Origin of the sequence: Nonomuraea purpurea (assembly GCF_042650645.1) — a bacterium.
Taxonomy (GTDB): Bacteria; Actinomycetota; Actinomycetes; order Streptosporangiales; family Streptosporangiaceae; genus Nonomuraea; species Nonomuraea purpurea.
Genome location: NZ_JBHSBI010000004.1, coordinates 297,826 through 312,299, shown reverse-complemented (window position 1 = coordinate 312,299; position 14,474 = coordinate 297,826). Strand labels below are relative to the sequence as shown.

15 protein-coding genes and 1 riboswitch are annotated in these 14,474 nt (G+C 70.9%); all 15 genes read left to right on the top strand.

Annotation, left to right across the window (positions count from 1 at the left end; all coding sequences use genetic code 11):
• Window positions 1-35 precede the first annotated feature (35 nt).
• The 15 genes from ACFOY2_RS10320 to ACFOY2_RS10250 all read left to right on the top strand — a co-directional run bounded on the left by ACFOY2_RS10320 (window position 36) and on the right by ACFOY2_RS10250 (window position 14,388).
• Window positions 36-1,505 (top strand): hypothetical protein, encoded by a 1,470-nt coding sequence (locus ACFOY2_RS10320; protein ID WP_379527730.1) that lies wholly within the window; start codon window positions 36-38, stop codon window positions 1,503-1,505.
• A 37-nt stretch (window positions 1,506-1,542) separates the two neighbouring features.
• Entirely contained in the window at window positions 1,543-2,877 is a 1,335-nt protein-coding gene (locus ACFOY2_RS10315) for a hypothetical protein (protein WP_379527729.1), read from the top strand.
• A gap of 28 nt (window positions 2,878-2,905) precedes the next feature.
• Window positions 2,906-3,454, top strand: a complete 549-nt coding sequence (gene def / locus ACFOY2_RS10310; protein ID WP_379527728.1) for a peptide deformylase — start codon at window positions 2,906-2,908, stop codon at window positions 3,452-3,454.
• Window positions 3,455-3,458: 4 nt separating this feature from the next.
• The gene (gene fmt, locus ACFOY2_RS10305) at window positions 3,459-4,385 is read left to right on the top strand and encodes a methionyl-tRNA formyltransferase (RefSeq protein WP_379527727.1); all 927 of its coding nucleotides are present in this window, start codon (window positions 3,459-3,461) and stop codon (window positions 4,383-4,385) included.
• Window positions 4,386-4,426: 41 nt separating this feature from the next.
• Window positions 4,427-5,095, top strand: coding sequence for a hypothetical protein (locus ACFOY2_RS10300; protein WP_379527726.1), 669 nt, complete (start codon window positions 4,427-4,429; stop codon window positions 5,093-5,095).
• Between the two features lie 15 nt (window positions 5,096-5,110).
• Window positions 5,111-6,562, top strand: a complete 1,452-nt coding sequence (locus tag ACFOY2_RS10295; RefSeq protein WP_379527725.1) for an RsmB/NOP family class I SAM-dependent RNA methyltransferase — start codon at window positions 5,111-5,113, stop codon at window positions 6,560-6,562.
• Window positions 6,563-6,951: 389 nt separating this feature from the next.
• Window positions 6,952-7,929, top strand: a complete 978-nt coding sequence (locus tag ACFOY2_RS10290; protein ID WP_379527724.1) for a phosphatase PAP2 family protein — start codon at window positions 6,952-6,954, stop codon at window positions 7,927-7,929.
• Between the two features lie 12 nt (window positions 7,930-7,941).
• A complete protein-coding gene (gene rpe / locus ACFOY2_RS10285; protein WP_379527723.1) occupies window positions 7,942-8,598 on the top strand; it encodes a ribulose-phosphate 3-epimerase in 657 nt (218 codons plus the stop codon).
• A 78-nt stretch (window positions 8,599-8,676) separates the two neighbouring features.
• On the top strand, window positions 8,677-9,438 hold the full coding sequence (locus ACFOY2_RS10280; protein ID WP_379527722.1) for an oxygenase MpaB family protein: 762 nt from the start codon (window positions 8,677-8,679) through the stop codon (window positions 9,436-9,438).
• Between the two features lie 74 nt (window positions 9,439-9,512).
• Window positions 9,513-9,643: riboswitch (FMN riboswitch) on the top strand.
• Between the two features lie 110 nt (window positions 9,644-9,753).
• A complete protein-coding gene (gene ribD, locus ACFOY2_RS10275) occupies window positions 9,754-10,992 on the top strand; it encodes a bifunctional diaminohydroxyphosphoribosylaminopyrimidine deaminase/5-amino-6-(5-phosphoribosylamino)uracil reductase RibD (RefSeq protein ID WP_379527721.1) in 1,239 nt (412 codons plus the stop codon).
• Window positions 10,992-11,582 (top strand): riboflavin synthase, encoded by a 591-nt coding sequence (locus tag ACFOY2_RS10270; protein WP_379527720.1) that lies wholly within the window; start codon window positions 10,992-10,994, stop codon window positions 11,580-11,582. The genes ribD and ACFOY2_RS10270 overlap by 1 nt, the downstream gene beginning before the upstream one ends.
• Window positions 11,579-12,238, top strand: a complete 660-nt coding sequence (locus ACFOY2_RS10265; RefSeq protein ID WP_379527719.1) for a nicotinamide mononucleotide transporter family protein — start codon at window positions 11,579-11,581, stop codon at window positions 12,236-12,238. Before ACFOY2_RS10270 ends, ACFOY2_RS10265 begins: the two co-directional genes overlap by 4 nt.
• The gene (locus tag ACFOY2_RS10260) at window positions 12,235-13,452 is read left to right on the top strand and encodes a bifunctional 3,4-dihydroxy-2-butanone-4-phosphate synthase/GTP cyclohydrolase II (protein WP_379527718.1); all 1,218 of its coding nucleotides are present in this window, start codon (window positions 12,235-12,237) and stop codon (window positions 13,450-13,452) included. The genes ACFOY2_RS10265 and ACFOY2_RS10260 overlap by 4 nt, the downstream gene beginning before the upstream one ends.
• Window positions 13,449-13,916 (top strand): 6,7-dimethyl-8-ribityllumazine synthase, encoded by a 468-nt coding sequence (ribH, locus tag ACFOY2_RS10255; protein WP_357806049.1) that lies wholly within the window; start codon window positions 13,449-13,451, stop codon window positions 13,914-13,916. Before ACFOY2_RS10260 ends, ribH begins: the two co-directional genes overlap by 4 nt.
• 19 nt (window positions 13,917-13,935) lie before the next feature.
• Window positions 13,936-14,388 (top strand): PH domain-containing protein, encoded by a 453-nt coding sequence (locus ACFOY2_RS10250; protein WP_379527717.1) that lies wholly within the window; start codon window positions 13,936-13,938, stop codon window positions 14,386-14,388.
• Window positions 14,389-14,474 lie beyond the last annotated feature (86 nt).

The window sequence follows — 14,474 nt, the reverse complement described above, 5'->3', positions numbered from 1 at the left end:
TCGCTCATCCGTGGGCCAGCCGTTAGCGTGCCCCTGTGTCGATCGAATGGGTGAACCAGGCCATCGACGACCTGCGTGCTTGGGGTCGCATGCGGGAAGTCGAAGTCGACGCGGACGAGGTCCGCCTGCTCTGCGACTACGCCAGTGACTACCTCAACGTCAATGAACTGGGTGATTTCACCCCGGAGACCTTTGACGAGCTGTTGCTGTCCATCTACCCGCGCAAGGTCATCGCGCCGCCGGAGAGCGCGCCGGAGACCGTCGCCGGCGCCCGAACCCTGGTCGACTACCTCAGTGAGGCGGGCGCGGTGCCCGAGTCGACGGCGGCGCTGATGCGCGTCAGGCTCGACGACATCGAGCCGCGCATGACCGAGGCGCTCGCCGACACCTCCAACTTCGGCATGGCCAAGAGCTTGTTCAGCTCCATCGGCCCCGAGTCGCTGGAGCAGTCGATCGCCATCCCCTCCGGCGAGATGCCCGACCTGGGCGAGGCGCCCTGCGACTGCCCGGGCTGCACTCCGCTGCCCGCCGCCAGGCTGGCCCCCGACCAGGAGCTGATCGCCGCGCTGGCGACCGTCCCGATGTTGTCGGAGCGCCCGCTGCCCGGCGACGCCGAGCCGCTGCCCGCGTGGGCGCGGGCCGTGGCCCGCATACTCGAACACGATCCCGGCGAGCCCGTCACCGGCTCTCCCGCGCTCGACGAGGCCCTCTACGACCTGTTCGACATGCTCTACCGGCTGCAGGTGCGGGTGCCGCTCAGCGTCATCGGCGACTACCTCGACGAGGTCGCCGACGAGGACGAGATCGACCTGGCCGCCGTGCTCGACCGGCTGACCTGGTGCGGCCTGGTCACGGTCACCGGCGACACCGCCGAGCTCACGCCCCTGGCGGTTTGGGCCCTGCGCGAACACTACCTCTCCCTCGGCATCGACGCCCCCGAGGCGCCCGACCTGGCCGAGGCCGACGCGCTCGGCCTCATCGAAGGGCTGCTCGAAGGCGTGCCCAGCGAGCTCGCCGAGCAGGACATCAACGGCTGGCTGACCGGCAGGACGCCGGGCGAGGCCGCGGGCGAACTGCTGGCCGCCGCCTCCGGCGCGCCCGCCGTGGCCCGCGGCATCGCGATCACCATCGTCGACCGCCTCGGCGCCGAGGCCGAGCCGCAGGTCCGCGACCACCTCGACGACCAGGAGCTGCGGCCGCACGTCATCCACTGGCTGGCCGCCAGGAAGCTGCCCGCGCCGCCGCTCACCCAGGACGAGCTGCTCTGGGTCAGCGTCGACATGCTCGCCCTGGCCATGCCCGCGGCCGAGGAGGACCCCGAGATCTTCGCCGAGAACATGGCGGCCTCCGGCCCGCCCGCCCACATGATCGAGGAAATGTGGCGGGTCGACCATCCCGACGTCGTCGAGGTCCTCGAACTGCTCGGACGCTCCATCCCCGACGACACGGTCGCCAAGGCGGCGCGCAAGGCCGCGTTCAAAGCCCGTTCCAGAGCCATCCGTTGAGTACGCTCATGGGACCGGTGTGCAGTAAGTTTCGTGAGTGGCCAACAACGTCTTCGACCTCGCCGAGCTGCGCAAGCTGATCGATGAGCAGGCAGTCGTGCCTCCACGGCCCCCGCAGGAGACTCCCGTGGAGCACGAGGCGCTGACGTTCCCGCCGGTCCTGCTGGCGGGAGACGCCGAGCTCGCCGCGGCGGTCCCCACGGTGCCGCTCGTCGCCGACGCCATCAGGCTCACCGCCTGGACAGGCGCCCGCCAGGTGGGCCCCGACGGGCACCTGAGCGAGGCCGACGTGCGCGCCGCGGCCGAGACGCTTGGCCTTGCCGAGAGCCGGCTCCGGTTGATCTGGATCGTCGCCGTCAACACGGCGCTGGTGCAGATCGTCGGCGGCCGGGCCTCAAGGGGGCCGCTGTCGATGCAGCTCACCGTGGAGGCCACGCTGGAGTTCTGGGACGGCGTGGTCATGGACGTCCTCGACCGCGCCGACGAGGGCCTGACGGGCTCCGCCGTGGTCGACGACCACCTGGCCGAGATGCTGGCGACGATCTACTCCGTGCGCTCCGGCGTCGCCACCGCCAACCTCGCCCGCGGCATCCTCCAGTCCCACGAGGTCGCCTGCGCGCCCGGCCCCATCGAGATGCGCAGGCTCGCCGCCGCGTTGCCGGCCGAACTCCTCGACGCGCTCGCGCTGCTGGCGTACTGCGGCCTGGTCGAGCAGACCGCCGCGGGCCGCACCGCGCTGACCCCGCTCGGCGTCTGGGCCATCCGGCGTGATCTGCTGCGCGAGGGGCATGACGCGCCGACGGCGGCGGAGGTGGAGGTGTTCGCCGACCTGTCGGCGGCCGAGCTGGTGGAGGCCCTGGTCAAGGGCGCCGCCACGCAGAGCGCCGTCGCCGGGTGGCTCGAACGCCGCCCGCCCGAGTCGGCCGCCCGCGACCTGGTCGAGATCGCCGCCTCCGGCACCGCAGGCCAGCGCGGCGCGGTCGGCGCCATCCTCGAAGAGCTCGGGCCGGAGGCCGAGGCACCCGTCCGGCAGGCGCTCGGGCACCCGCTGATGCGCCGCTACGCCGCCTCCTGGCTGCACATCCGCGACCTCGAGGCCCCCGCGCTCAGCCCGCAGGACCACACCTGGATCGCCGTCGACTCCCTGGCGGCCCTCATGCACCTGTCCGGCCCCGCCACCGGCCGCCTCGACACGCCCGAGCCGGGGGAAGACCTGATCAAACTGGTCGGCGAGATGCCCGCGGTCGACCACCCCGACACGATCGCCGTGCTCGACATGCTCGCCACCGCCCACGACGACCGGGCCGTGGTCAAGGCGGCGCGCAAAGCGGCAATGAAGGCGCGGTCGCTGGAGAGCACTAAACTGGGTTGATCCACACCAGAGAAACGGAGTGACCCCCTTGGCGATCCAGTCGATCCGGCTGTTCGGAGACCCGGTGCTGCGCACCCCGGCGGCCCCGGTCGTCGATTTCGACAAGGAGCTCCGCAAGCTGGTCAAGGACCTCACCGACACGATGATGGACGCCCCGGGCGCGGGTCTGGCGGCGCCCCAGATCGGCGTCGGGCTGCGGGTGTTCACCTACTACGTCGACGAGCAGCTCGGCCACCTCATCAACCCCGACCTCGACCTGTCCTCCGATCTCGACGAGGAGGGCGAGGAGGGCTGCCTGTCGTTCCCCGGGCTGTCGTTCCCGACGCCGCGCGCCATCCGCGCCGTCGCCAAGGGCTTCGACCTGCACGGCGAGCCGGTCACGCTCGAGGGCACCGACCTGATGGCCCGCTGCTTCCAGCACGAGACCGACCACCTCGACGGCATCCTGTTCATCGACCGGATGGACCCCAAGCAGCGCAAGCTCGCCATGAAAGCCGTCCGCGAGGCCGAATGGAGCGGCCTGGCCGCCCCCGTGATCAAGGTCTCGCCGCACGTCACCGGCGGAAGGGCGATCTGAGAGCATGCGTCTGGTCTTCGCGGGCACACCCGAGACGGCTCTGCCGTCGCTGCGGACGCTGATCGACTCGCCGCGGCACGACGTGGTGGCGGTCGTCACCCGCCCCGACGCCCAGTCAGGGCGGGGCCGCAAGGTTCACCCCTCGCCGGTCGCCGAGCTCGCGGAGGAGGCGGGCATCGAGGTGCTCCGCCCGCTCAAGGCCGGCGATCCGGCCTTCCTCGACCGGCTGCGCGCCCTGGAGCCCGACTGCTGCCCCGTGGTCGCCTACGGCGCGCTGCTGCCGCAGTCCGCGCTCGACGTGCCCCGGCAGGGCTGGATCAACCTGCACTTCTCGATCCTGCCCGCCTGGCGCGGCGCGGCTCCCGTGCAGCACTCGATCCTGCACGGCGACGAGATCACCGGGGCGACGACGTTCCAGATCGTCAAAGAGCTCGACGCCGGGCCCGTCTACGGCGTGGTCACCGAGGAGATCCGCCCGTCCGACACCAGCGGGTCGCTGCTGGAGCGGCTGTCGGTGTCGGGCGCGGGGCTGCTGGCCGCCACCCTCGACGGCGTCGAGGACGGCACACTGGAGGCCCGGCCGCAGCCCGCCGACGGGGTGAGCATCGCCCCCAAGATCAACGTTCTCGACGCCCGCGTCGACTGGGCCGCCCCGGCCATGCACATCGACCGGCTGATCCGCGGCTGCACGCCCAACCCGGGGGCGTGGGCCGAGTTCCGCGGGCAGCGGATCAAGCTCGGCCCTGTGCGCGTCCGCTCAGGGGAGCGGCTCGCGCCCGGCGAGATCGCCGCCACGAAGACGTCGGTGCTGGTCGGGACGGCCACCGACGCGGTCGAGCTGGGCGAGGTGCAGCCCCAGGGCAAGCGGTTGATGGGGGCCGTGGAGTGGGCCCGAGGCGTTCGCCCAGAGGGCAAAGAGAACTTCAAATGACTGAGCGTGTCGATCATGTCGCGGCCGGTAACATTGGCGCCATGACTAAAACACAAACTGATGCCCAAGCGATCGTCTCGCGGATGGACAACCTCCGCGAGGATCAGAACGTCACGTTCATGGCCATCTGCAAGATCCAAGACGACATTCGCGAGATCACCCACTGGACTCGTCGCCTGATCGGGTCGAACGGGAAGCTGGAGGGGAAGGCGTCGCGGATCGAGATCAAGAGCGACAAGGCTCTGGGCGTCACCGTGCAGCTCGGGCAGAAGCTGGACGTCCTCGACGGCCGGGTCACCACCCTGGACAACAAGATGGCCTCCCTGGACGACAAGGTCGTCGCCCTGGACGGCCGGGTCACCACCCTGGACGACAAGGTGGTCGTCCTGGACGGTCGGGTCGCTGCTCTGGACGACAAGGTGGTCGTCCTGGACGGTCGGGTCGCTGCTCTGGACGACAAGGTGGTCGTCCTGGACGGTCGCGTAGCTGTAGTCGAGGCAGACGTCGCGGTGCTCAAGACGGACGTCGCGGTGCTCAAGACCGATGTCGCCGAGATCAAGTCGGACATCACTGAGGTGAAGTCGGACATCGCCGGGGTCAATACCGAGGTCAGGGGACTCTCGACCGGCGTCAAGGAGCTCAACACCGGCATGGTCAACGTGACCGCGCTGCTCGGTGAGGTGCTCGAAAGGTTGCCTGCCAAGGCATAAGGAAAGTTTGAGGGGATGAAAACGAGGGGGGACCAGGAAGCCGGAGGCAGGGGCGGCGGAAGCCGTACGCGCAGGCCAGGTAAACCGACGCGCGACCAGGCACGCAACGCGGCCTTCGACGTCGTGCGGGCGGTCGACGAGCGTGACGCGTACGCCAACTTGCTCCTGCCACGTCTCCTGCGCGAGCGCGGTATTACAGGACGTGATGCCGCACTGGCGACCGAGCTCGCGTACGGGACGCTGCGCGGGCTCGGCACCTACGACGCGGTGATCGAGATGTGCAGTGACCGTACGCCGGATCCCGACGTGCGTGACGCCCTGCGGCTCGGGGCGCACCAGCTCCTGCGCATGCGCGTTCCGCCGCACGCGGCCGTCGGCACCACCGTCGATCTCGTACGTCTGCGCATCGGCGCGGGCGCGGCCAAGTTCGTGAACGCGGTGCTGCGCAGGATCGGGTCCAGGACGATCGAGGAGTGGGTGCCCATCGTGGCGCCCGACCCGGCCGACGATCCCGTCGGCCACCTCGCCATCGCCCACGGGCATCCCCGGTGGATCGTCTCGGCCTTCCGCGACGCTCTGGGCGGGTCGGACGATCTGGCCGATCTGCTCGACGCCGACAACGCCCGGCCTCTGGTGACGTTGGTCGCCAGGCCGGGGCGCAGTTCGGTGGGCGAGCTCGAAGAGGCGGGGGCCGACCCCGCGCGCTACTCGCCGTATGCCGCCTACCTGCGCGAGGGTGACCCCGGGCAGATCGCGGCCGTGGCCGAGACACGCGCCGCCGTCCAGGACGAAGCCAGTCAGCTCGTCGCGCTCGCCCTGACCCGGGTGCCGGTCGACCGGCCCGCAGACGACGAGCTGTGGCTCGACATGTGCGCAGGGCCCGGCGGCAAGGCGGGGCTGCTCGACGCCATCGCCACGTACGGCGATCTGGCCGAGCCAACGGCCGGGGCCGAGCCGGGGGCTTGCTTTCCCGGTGGGGCCAGGCTGGTGGCCGCCGACGTTCAGTACCACCGGGCTCGGCTGGTCTGGCAGACCACCAGGGACGCGTCGGTGGTCACGGCCGACGGCATCGAGCCCGCGTGGCGGCCTGGCGTGTTCGACCGGGTCATGCTCGACGCACCCTGCACCGGGCTCGGGGCGCTGCGACGGCGGCCTGAGGCACGGTGGCGGCGCGACCCCTCGGGCATCGCCGAACTGGGCAAGCTTCAGCGGCGGCTGCTCGGCACGGCGCTCGACGCGGTGCGTCCTGGCGGTGTGGTGGCGTACGTGACCTGCTCGCCCCACCTGGCCGAGACCCGGGTCGTGGTCGATGATGTCCTCAGGCGGCGCGACGATGCCGAGCAACTCGACGCCCGTGCCTTCCTGCCCGAGGTGGACGGTCTGGGAGACGGTCCGCACGCCCAGTTCTGGCCGCACCGGCACGGCACCGACGCCATGTTCCTGGCCCTGCTCCGCAAACGCCCCTGATGCCGGGGCCTTTGCCACCGCGATCAGGGGCGACGGTTTCAAGGGCTCTTGACCCCGGCATGGCGAAGGGTTGAGTGACGGCGGCGGGACGGGTGCTCCTTGGCGTGCTCCGCCTGTCGCGCCGCCAGCGCACGTCCGTGGGCGAAGGGGATACTGCGGTGGAGGTGCGCGTACGTCGGTGGGGTGGAGGGCCCGCTATGACGCCAGGGGTGTTTCGGTGGCTGAGCGGTGGTGGGGTGGATGTACCCGCTACGACGCCAGGGGTGCGGGTATGGGTCAGGACGGCTGAGGGTGCCTGGCCGCCGAGGGGCGTGCTGCGACGGCCAAGTGACGGTGCCTGACGTGGTGGTGGTTTCTCCTTAGGCCGTAGATGTGATCCGATCACGAACGTGGATTTTCTGGATCAACTGCATCTGGCGGAGCTCGGGCCTGTCATCTGGCTCCAGCAGTGGCCCGACGCCGTCCGGCCGGTGATGGAGCTGGTGTCGGTGTTCGGAACGGACACCTTCTTCCTCCTGTGCCTGCCTTTCCTGTACTGGTGCGTCAACCCCGCCCTCGGCCTGCGCCTTGGCCTCACGGTTCTGATGTCGGCCGCCGTCAACACGATCGCCAAGCTGGCCGCGCACCAGCCCAGGCCGTACTGGATCGACGCCGGCATCCGCCCGTTCTCGCATGAGCGGTCCTTCGGGCTTCCGTCGGGACACGCCCAGAACAGCACCGTGGGGCTGGGGCGGCTGGCGATGACGGCGGGACGGCGGTGGGTGTGGTGGGCGGCGGCGGGCCTGGTCGCGCTGGTGTGCCTCAGCCGCGTGTACCTGGGCGTGCACTTCATCTCCGACGTGGTGGCCGGGGTGCTGCTCGGTCTGGCCGTGCTTGCCCTGTCCGCGAAGCTGGAACGCCCGGTCACCGAGTGGTGGCGGGGGCAGCCGTTGTGGGCGCAGTTCGCCGCCTCGGCGGCGGTCTCCGGCGCGGTGGTGGCGGCCGCCGTGCTGGCCAACGCCCCGTACGCGGGATGGTCGGTGCCGGAGGCCTGGCGCGCGGCGGGCACGATCGCGCCCGAGAGCCTGGATACGGTCGTCGCCTCGGCCGGGGTGCTGATGGGCACCCTGGCGGGGACGTCGGTGATGTATCGGCTCGGATGGTTCGAGGCGGGCGGGCCGCGTGGCGTGCGCGCCGTGCGCTGGCTGCTGGGGATGGCGGTGGCCCTGGCCATCTGGTACGCCCAGCGCGAAGTGCTGCCGCAGACCCCCGTCGTCAGGTACGTCGGGTACGCGCTGCTGGCCCTGTGGGTGCAGCTCGGCGCGCCACTGGCGTTCATCAGGCTCGGGCTGATGTCCCGGGCGGGGAAGGTGCGGGCCGTTCACTAGACTTGACCAATCATGGCCGTACAGATCTCGCCCAGCATCCTCGCCGCCGACTTCGCCAGGCTCGCCGACGAGGCCGCCGCCGTGCCCAACGCCGACTGGCTGCACGTCGACGTCATGGACTACCACTTCGTGCCCAACCTCACCCTGGGGCTGCCCGTGGTCGAGGCGCTGCGCAAGGCGACCGCCACGCCGCTCGACTGCCACCTCATGATCGCCGACCCCGACCGGTGGGCGCCGCAGTACGCGGAGGCGGGGGCGGGCAGCGTGAGCATTCACGCCGAGGCGGCCAGGGCGCCGATCCGCACGCTGCGCGAGATCCGCTCGCTCGGCGCCAGGGCGGGGCTCGCGCTCAACCCGGCCACGGCCGTCGAGCCGTACGAAGACCTGCTGGCCGAGGTCGACATGCTGCTGCTGATGACCGTGGAGCCGGGGTTCGGCGGGCAGAAGTTCCTCGACGGGGTGCTGCCGAAGATCCGGCGGGCGCGGGCGCTGATCGAGCGGCATGGCGGCCGGGTCCGGCTGCAGGTCGACGGGGGAGTCGACCTCGACACCATCGGGCGCTGCGCGGAGGCGGGGGCCGATGTGTTCGTGGCGGGCAGCGCGGTCTACGGCGCCTCCGACCCGGTGGCCGCCGTCAGCGCCCTGCGCGCCGCCGCCGAACGGGTATGAATCACCCTTTACCCGGGTAACCATTTACTTATGGGCGACCATGGGATCTTCGGGCCCCGTTCGGTGACGTGGCGGGTCATGGGTGAGCCGATCCTGCTGGTGGGCGGTATTCGGGCGCTGCTGATGCAGGGGCTGCACCCACGGGCGATGCGCGGTGTGCTGCAGAACTCCGCGCTCATGGATCCGCACGAGGCCTGGTCGCGTTTCGTGCGGACGACGGAGTTCGTCCGCGTGCGCACGTACGGGACCGACGAGGAGGTCGAGCGGGCGGGCCGCCGCGTACGCAAGATCCACGCGAACCTGACCGCCCACGACCCCGACACCGGCCGCACCTTCCGGCTCGACGACCCGGCCTCGCTGCGCTGGGTTCACGTCGGCGAGGTCGACTCCTACCTGTCCGTCGCCCGCAGGGCCGGGGTGCGACTGACCGACGACGAGGCCGATGCGTTCGTCGCGGAGTGGCGGCGGGCCGCCGAGGTGGTGGGGCTGAGGGCGGAGGAGGTCCCGGGCTCGGTGGCGGAGTTGCGCGACTACATCGACGCGGAACGCCCCGGGCTCCGCTTCGTCCCCGAGGCCGCCCATCCGCTGCGCCTGTCGCTGAACGCCCCGCTGCCGCGCCTGCTGACCCCGCTCAAGCCGGCGCTGCCCGCGCTGACGCTGCTGGCCTTCGCCACGCTGCCGCGCTGGGCGAGGCGGCTGTATGGTCTGCCCGCCACACCGGTCGGCGACCTGTGGGCGACCGCGACGCTGCGTACCCTGCACACCGGGATCGGGCTGGTTCCCGCCCAGGTCCGCTACGCCCCGGCGGCGCGCCGCGCGCACAAGCTCATGGCCGCTTGAACGAGCGCTTGGTCAAATTGGGTGGGGTGGTCGCGTGCCCCGACAGCGGCATGGCACACTGGTAACGGAAGAGCAAGCGTGCTCCGGGGTCGGTGAAAGTCCGAACCGGCGGTGATAGTCCGCGACCCGGCCGATGCCATCGGCCGGTTGACTCGGTGAAATTCCGGGACCGACGGTTAAAGTCCGGATGGGAGGTAGCACGCGAGGTGTCCGGCATCACAGCCGGGCGCCTTCTGTGGTGCATATGCCGGCACCATGGAGAAGTCCCCCGGGGCCCGCCGTGGCTTGGAGCTACTGGCGAGTAGGAGACCCGGGGTGGAGATACCCGCGCACATGGCGCGCGCCGTCGAGCTGGCCGGGCTCGGCCACGGCACCACCAGCCCCAACCCCGTCGTGGGCTGCGTCGTCCTGGACGCCGGCGGACGTCTGGCGGGCGAGGGCTTCCACGCGTACGCGGGCGGACCACACGCCGAGGTCGTGGCACTGGCGCAGGCGGGGGAGCGGGCGCGGGGCGGCACCGCGTACGTGACCCTCGAACCCTGCGACCACACCGGGCGCACGGGGCCCTGCAGCGAGGCGCTGCTGCGTGCCGGGATCGCGCGGGTCGTGATCGCGGTGCCCGACCCCAACCCGAAGGCGGCCGGCGGGGCCGCGCGGCTGCGCGCCCACGGGGTGGCCGTCACCTCCGGGGTGCTGCGGGACGCGGCCGAGCGGGTCAACGAGGAGTGGCTCACCTACGTGCGGCTCGGGCGTTCGCACGTGACCTGGAAGTTCGCCGCCACGCTTGACGGCCGGTCGGCCGCCGAGGACGGGACCAGCCAGTGGATCACCTCGGCCGAGGCCAGGGGGGACGTGCATCGGCTGCGGGCCCGTGCCGACGCGATCGTGGCGGGCATCGGCACCGTCCTCGCCGACGACCCCAGCCTGACGGCCCGCCCCGCTGCCGCTGCTCACCCCCGGGAGCCCGGCCTGGAGTCGCAGGGCGGCGCAGGTCGCCTCGGTGGGGCCGGGTCAGGTGATGACACGGGAGCCGAGGCGCGGCGGCACGGTGTGGGCGTCGGCCATCGGACGGGAGGGGACAAGGCGGAGGGGCGCGACGTCCGGAGGGGCGCCCCGGTACGGGTGGTGATCGACACCGAGGCCCGTACCCCCCAGTCCGCCAAAGTCCTCGACGACCGCGCCCCCGCCCTCATCGCCATTGCGGAAGACGTGCGGACCGATCTCAAAGCCGATCTCCTGCGCCTGCCCCGCCACGAAGGCGGCGGCCTGGACCTGCGCGCCCTCCTGCGGGAGCTGGCGGCACGCGAGGTCGTCAGCGTGTTCCTGGAGGGCGGCCCCACGCTCGCCGGCTCCTTCATCGGGCAGGGCCTGGTCGACCGCGTGGTCGCCTACCTGGCCCCCGCGGTGCTCGGCTCGGGCCGGGCGGCGCTGGGCGCGGCCGGGGTGCGGACGATCGGCCAGATCCACCGAATGACGTTCGACGAGATTGCCCCCATCGGGCCGGATGTACGGCTGATCGCCCGGCCCACCACCCAACCAGGCAGGGAGAAGTGATGTTCACCGGAATCATTGAGGAAAAGGGCGAAGTGGTGGCCATCGAACAGGCGGGCGGCGGAGCCCTGCTGTCGGTGCGCGGCCCGGTCGTCACCTCCGACGCGGGGCACGGCGACTCCATCGCGGTCAACGGCGTGTGCCTCACGGTCGTGGAGGTCAAGGGCGAGGTGTTCACCGTTGACGTGATCAAGGAGTCGCTCGACCGCAGCTCCCTCGGCGGGCTCACCGAGGGATCCCCCGTGAACCTGGAGCGGGCCGTGCGCGCGGACCAGCGCCTCGGCGGCCACATCGTGCAGGGCCACGTGGACGGCACGGCCGTGGTGCTGTCCAGGGAACCCGGCGAGAGCTGGGACGACGTGCGCTTCTCGCTGCCCGGCTCCCTCAGCCGGTACGTCGCGGAGAAGGGCTCGATCGCGATCGACGGAATCAGCCTGACGGTCACGACGGTTGACGACGAAAGCTTCGGCGTGAGCTTCATCCCGACCACGCTGAAGCTGACCACGATGGGCGATCGCCAGGTGGGCGACGTGGTGAACATCGAGGTCGACGTGATCGCGAAGTACGTGGAGAGGCTGGTGGTCAGGCAGTGAACTGGGCGGATGCCGGATTCGAGGTATTCGGCACACACGTGCTCTGGACGGACCTGGTCGGCAACCTCGCCGCCCTGTCCACGGTCCTGCTCGCCATGGGCAAGTCGATGTGGACGTGGCCGGTGCAGTTCGCCGGGTCGGCGCTGCTGTTCGTCGCCTCGATCAACGCCCACATCACCGGCAACGCGCTCAAGCAGGCGTTGTTCGCGGGCCTGGCGATCTATGGCTGGTGGGCGTGGCGGCGCGGCACCCAGAACGGCGAGCGACTGGCCGTCCGCCCGGCCCAGTGGTGGGAGCGGTGCGTGCTGATCGGCGTCATGCTGGTGGGCACCGTCGTGGTCGGGCTGCTGTTCTTCGTGACGGGCCTGTCGTGGGGCGCTGCGGTGCCGCTGCCTGAGGGCGCCTTCCTGGTGGCCGCCGACGCCTACATCTTCGTCGGCAGCGCGGCGGCGACCTGGGCGCAGGGCAGGGCGCTGGTGGACTTCTGGATCGTGTGGGTGGCGGTGGACCTGGTCGGGGTGCCGCTGGCGTTCAGTTCGGGCCTGGTCGTCTCCGGGGCCGTTTACGGGATCTTCTTCGTGCTGGTGTTGATCGGATTCGTGAAGTGGCTGCGGGAGTACCGTTCCGCCAGCCTGAGTGTGGCGGTGGCGCAATGAACGAGATCAAGCTCGACCCGATCGAGCGGGCGATAGAGGACATCCGCGACGGCAAGGCCGTCGTGGTCGTCGACGATGAGAACCGCGAGAACGAGGGCGACCTCATCTTCGCCGCGGCCAAGGCCACACCTGATCTGTGCGCGTTCACGATCAGGCACTCCAGCGGGATGATCTGCGTGCCCATGGAGGGCAAGGAGCTCGACCGGCTCGGGCTGCCGCTCATGGTGGCGCACAACAAGGAACGTCTGCGCACGGCGTACACGATCACCGTCGACGCCCGCGACGGCGTCACCACCGGCATTTCGGCCGCCGACCGGGCCCAGACGATCCGCACGCTCGCCGACTCCGCCACCGAGCCCGACGAGCTGGTACGCCCCGGGCACATCTTGCCGCTGCGTTACCGCGAGGGCGGTGTGCTGGCCAGACGCGGCCACACGGAGGCGGCCGTCGACCTGGCCAGGCTCGCCGGGCTGCCTGCCGCGGGGGTGCTGGCCGAGGTCGTCAACGACGACGGCACCATGGCCAGGCTGCCCGAGCTGCGCCGCTTCGCCGACGAGCACGACCTGGCGCTGGTCTCCATCGAGCAGCTCGTCGACTATCGCCGCAGAGCCGAGAGCATGGTCACCAGGGTCGCCGAGACACGGGTGCCGAATGTGTACGGGATGTGGCGGGCCTTCGGCTACGCCAGCGCGCTGGACGGCGGCGAGCACGTCGCGCTCGTCTTCGGCGACCTGTCCGACGGCGAGAACGTCCTGGTCAGGGCCCACTCCGAATGCCTGACGGGAGACGTGTTCGGCTCGCTGCGCTGCGACTGCGGGGTTCAGCTCGACAGCGCCATGTCGGCCATCGCCAAGGAGGGCCGCGGCGTGGTCGTCTACCTGCGCGGCCACGAGGGCCGGGGCATCGGGCTGCTGGCCAAGCTCAGGGCCTACAGCCTGCAGGACAACGGCAGCGACACCGTCGACGCCAACGTGGAGCTGGGGCTGCCGATCGACGCGCGGGAGTTCTCCAACGCGGGGCAGATCCTGGCCGACCTCGGCGTCAGGTCCGTGCGGCTGCTCACCAACAACCCGGCCAAGCTCAAGGGCATGGACGGCTACGGCATCAAGGTTCTCGGCCGCGAGCCCATGCCCGTGGCCATGAACCCCCACAACGAGCGTTACCTGAGGGCCAAGCGCGACCGGCTCGGCCACGACATCTCGGAGGCGTCATGAGCGGGGAAGGACGGCCGGGCGTCGCCGCGCCCGACGCGTCGGGGCTGACGGTCGGGGTGGTGGCGGCCAGCTGGCACGCCAAGATCACCGACCAGTTGGTGTCGCGGGCCGTGCAGGCGTGCGACGACAGCGGTGCCACGGCGACGGTGGTACGCGTGCCCGGCTCGCTGGAGATCCCCGTGGTCGCCCAGGCGCTGGCCCGCCGCCACGACGCGGTGGTGGCGCTCGGCGCGGTCATCAAGGGCGAGACTGCCCATTTCGACTACGTCTGCGACTCGGTCACCTCCGGCCTGACGCGGATCGCCCTGGACGAGGAGACGCCGGTCGGGAACGGCGTGCTCACCTGTGAGACCCTCGACCAGGCACTCGACAGGTCGGGCCTACCCGGCAGCAAAGAGGACAAGGGGTATGAATCAGCCATCGCCGCGCTCGAGACCGCACTCCTCCTGAGGAACCTCCAGTGACCTGATGTAGGTTTCCTTCGTGCCAGTGCCCGTAACGCCTCCGCCCTTGCCCGTCACCTGGCGTCCGCGCCGGGGAAGGATCGTCCCTTACGGCTTCGCCGTACTGATCGTGGCGGGGGCGGTGGTCATGGCGATCTTCATCTCCGAGCCGTTCAAACTGCCGGACCGGGTGGCGATCGTGCTGTTCGGGTGCGCGGTGGCGTTCGTGCTGCATCTGCTGGGACGGGTGCGGGTGGAGGCCGACGATGAGGGCATCACGATCGTCAACGCCGTCCGCACCCACCGCTACACCTGGCCGGAGATCCTCGACGTCACGCTGCTGGTCGGAGACCCGTGGCCGAAGATCGACTTCTCGGACGGCCGCACCATCGGGGCCATGGGGATCCAGGGCTCGGAGAAGCCCCGCGCACGCCAGGCCACGGCCGAACTGGCCGCGTTGATCAGGGAACGCGGGGAAGCCCGCGAGGATTAGCCGAAGAACGGTCGGCGGAGGGAGAATGTCGTCGAACCGGGTATCGACGTAACCTGGGTAGCGTGCTGCGGCGGACAATCAAGGCA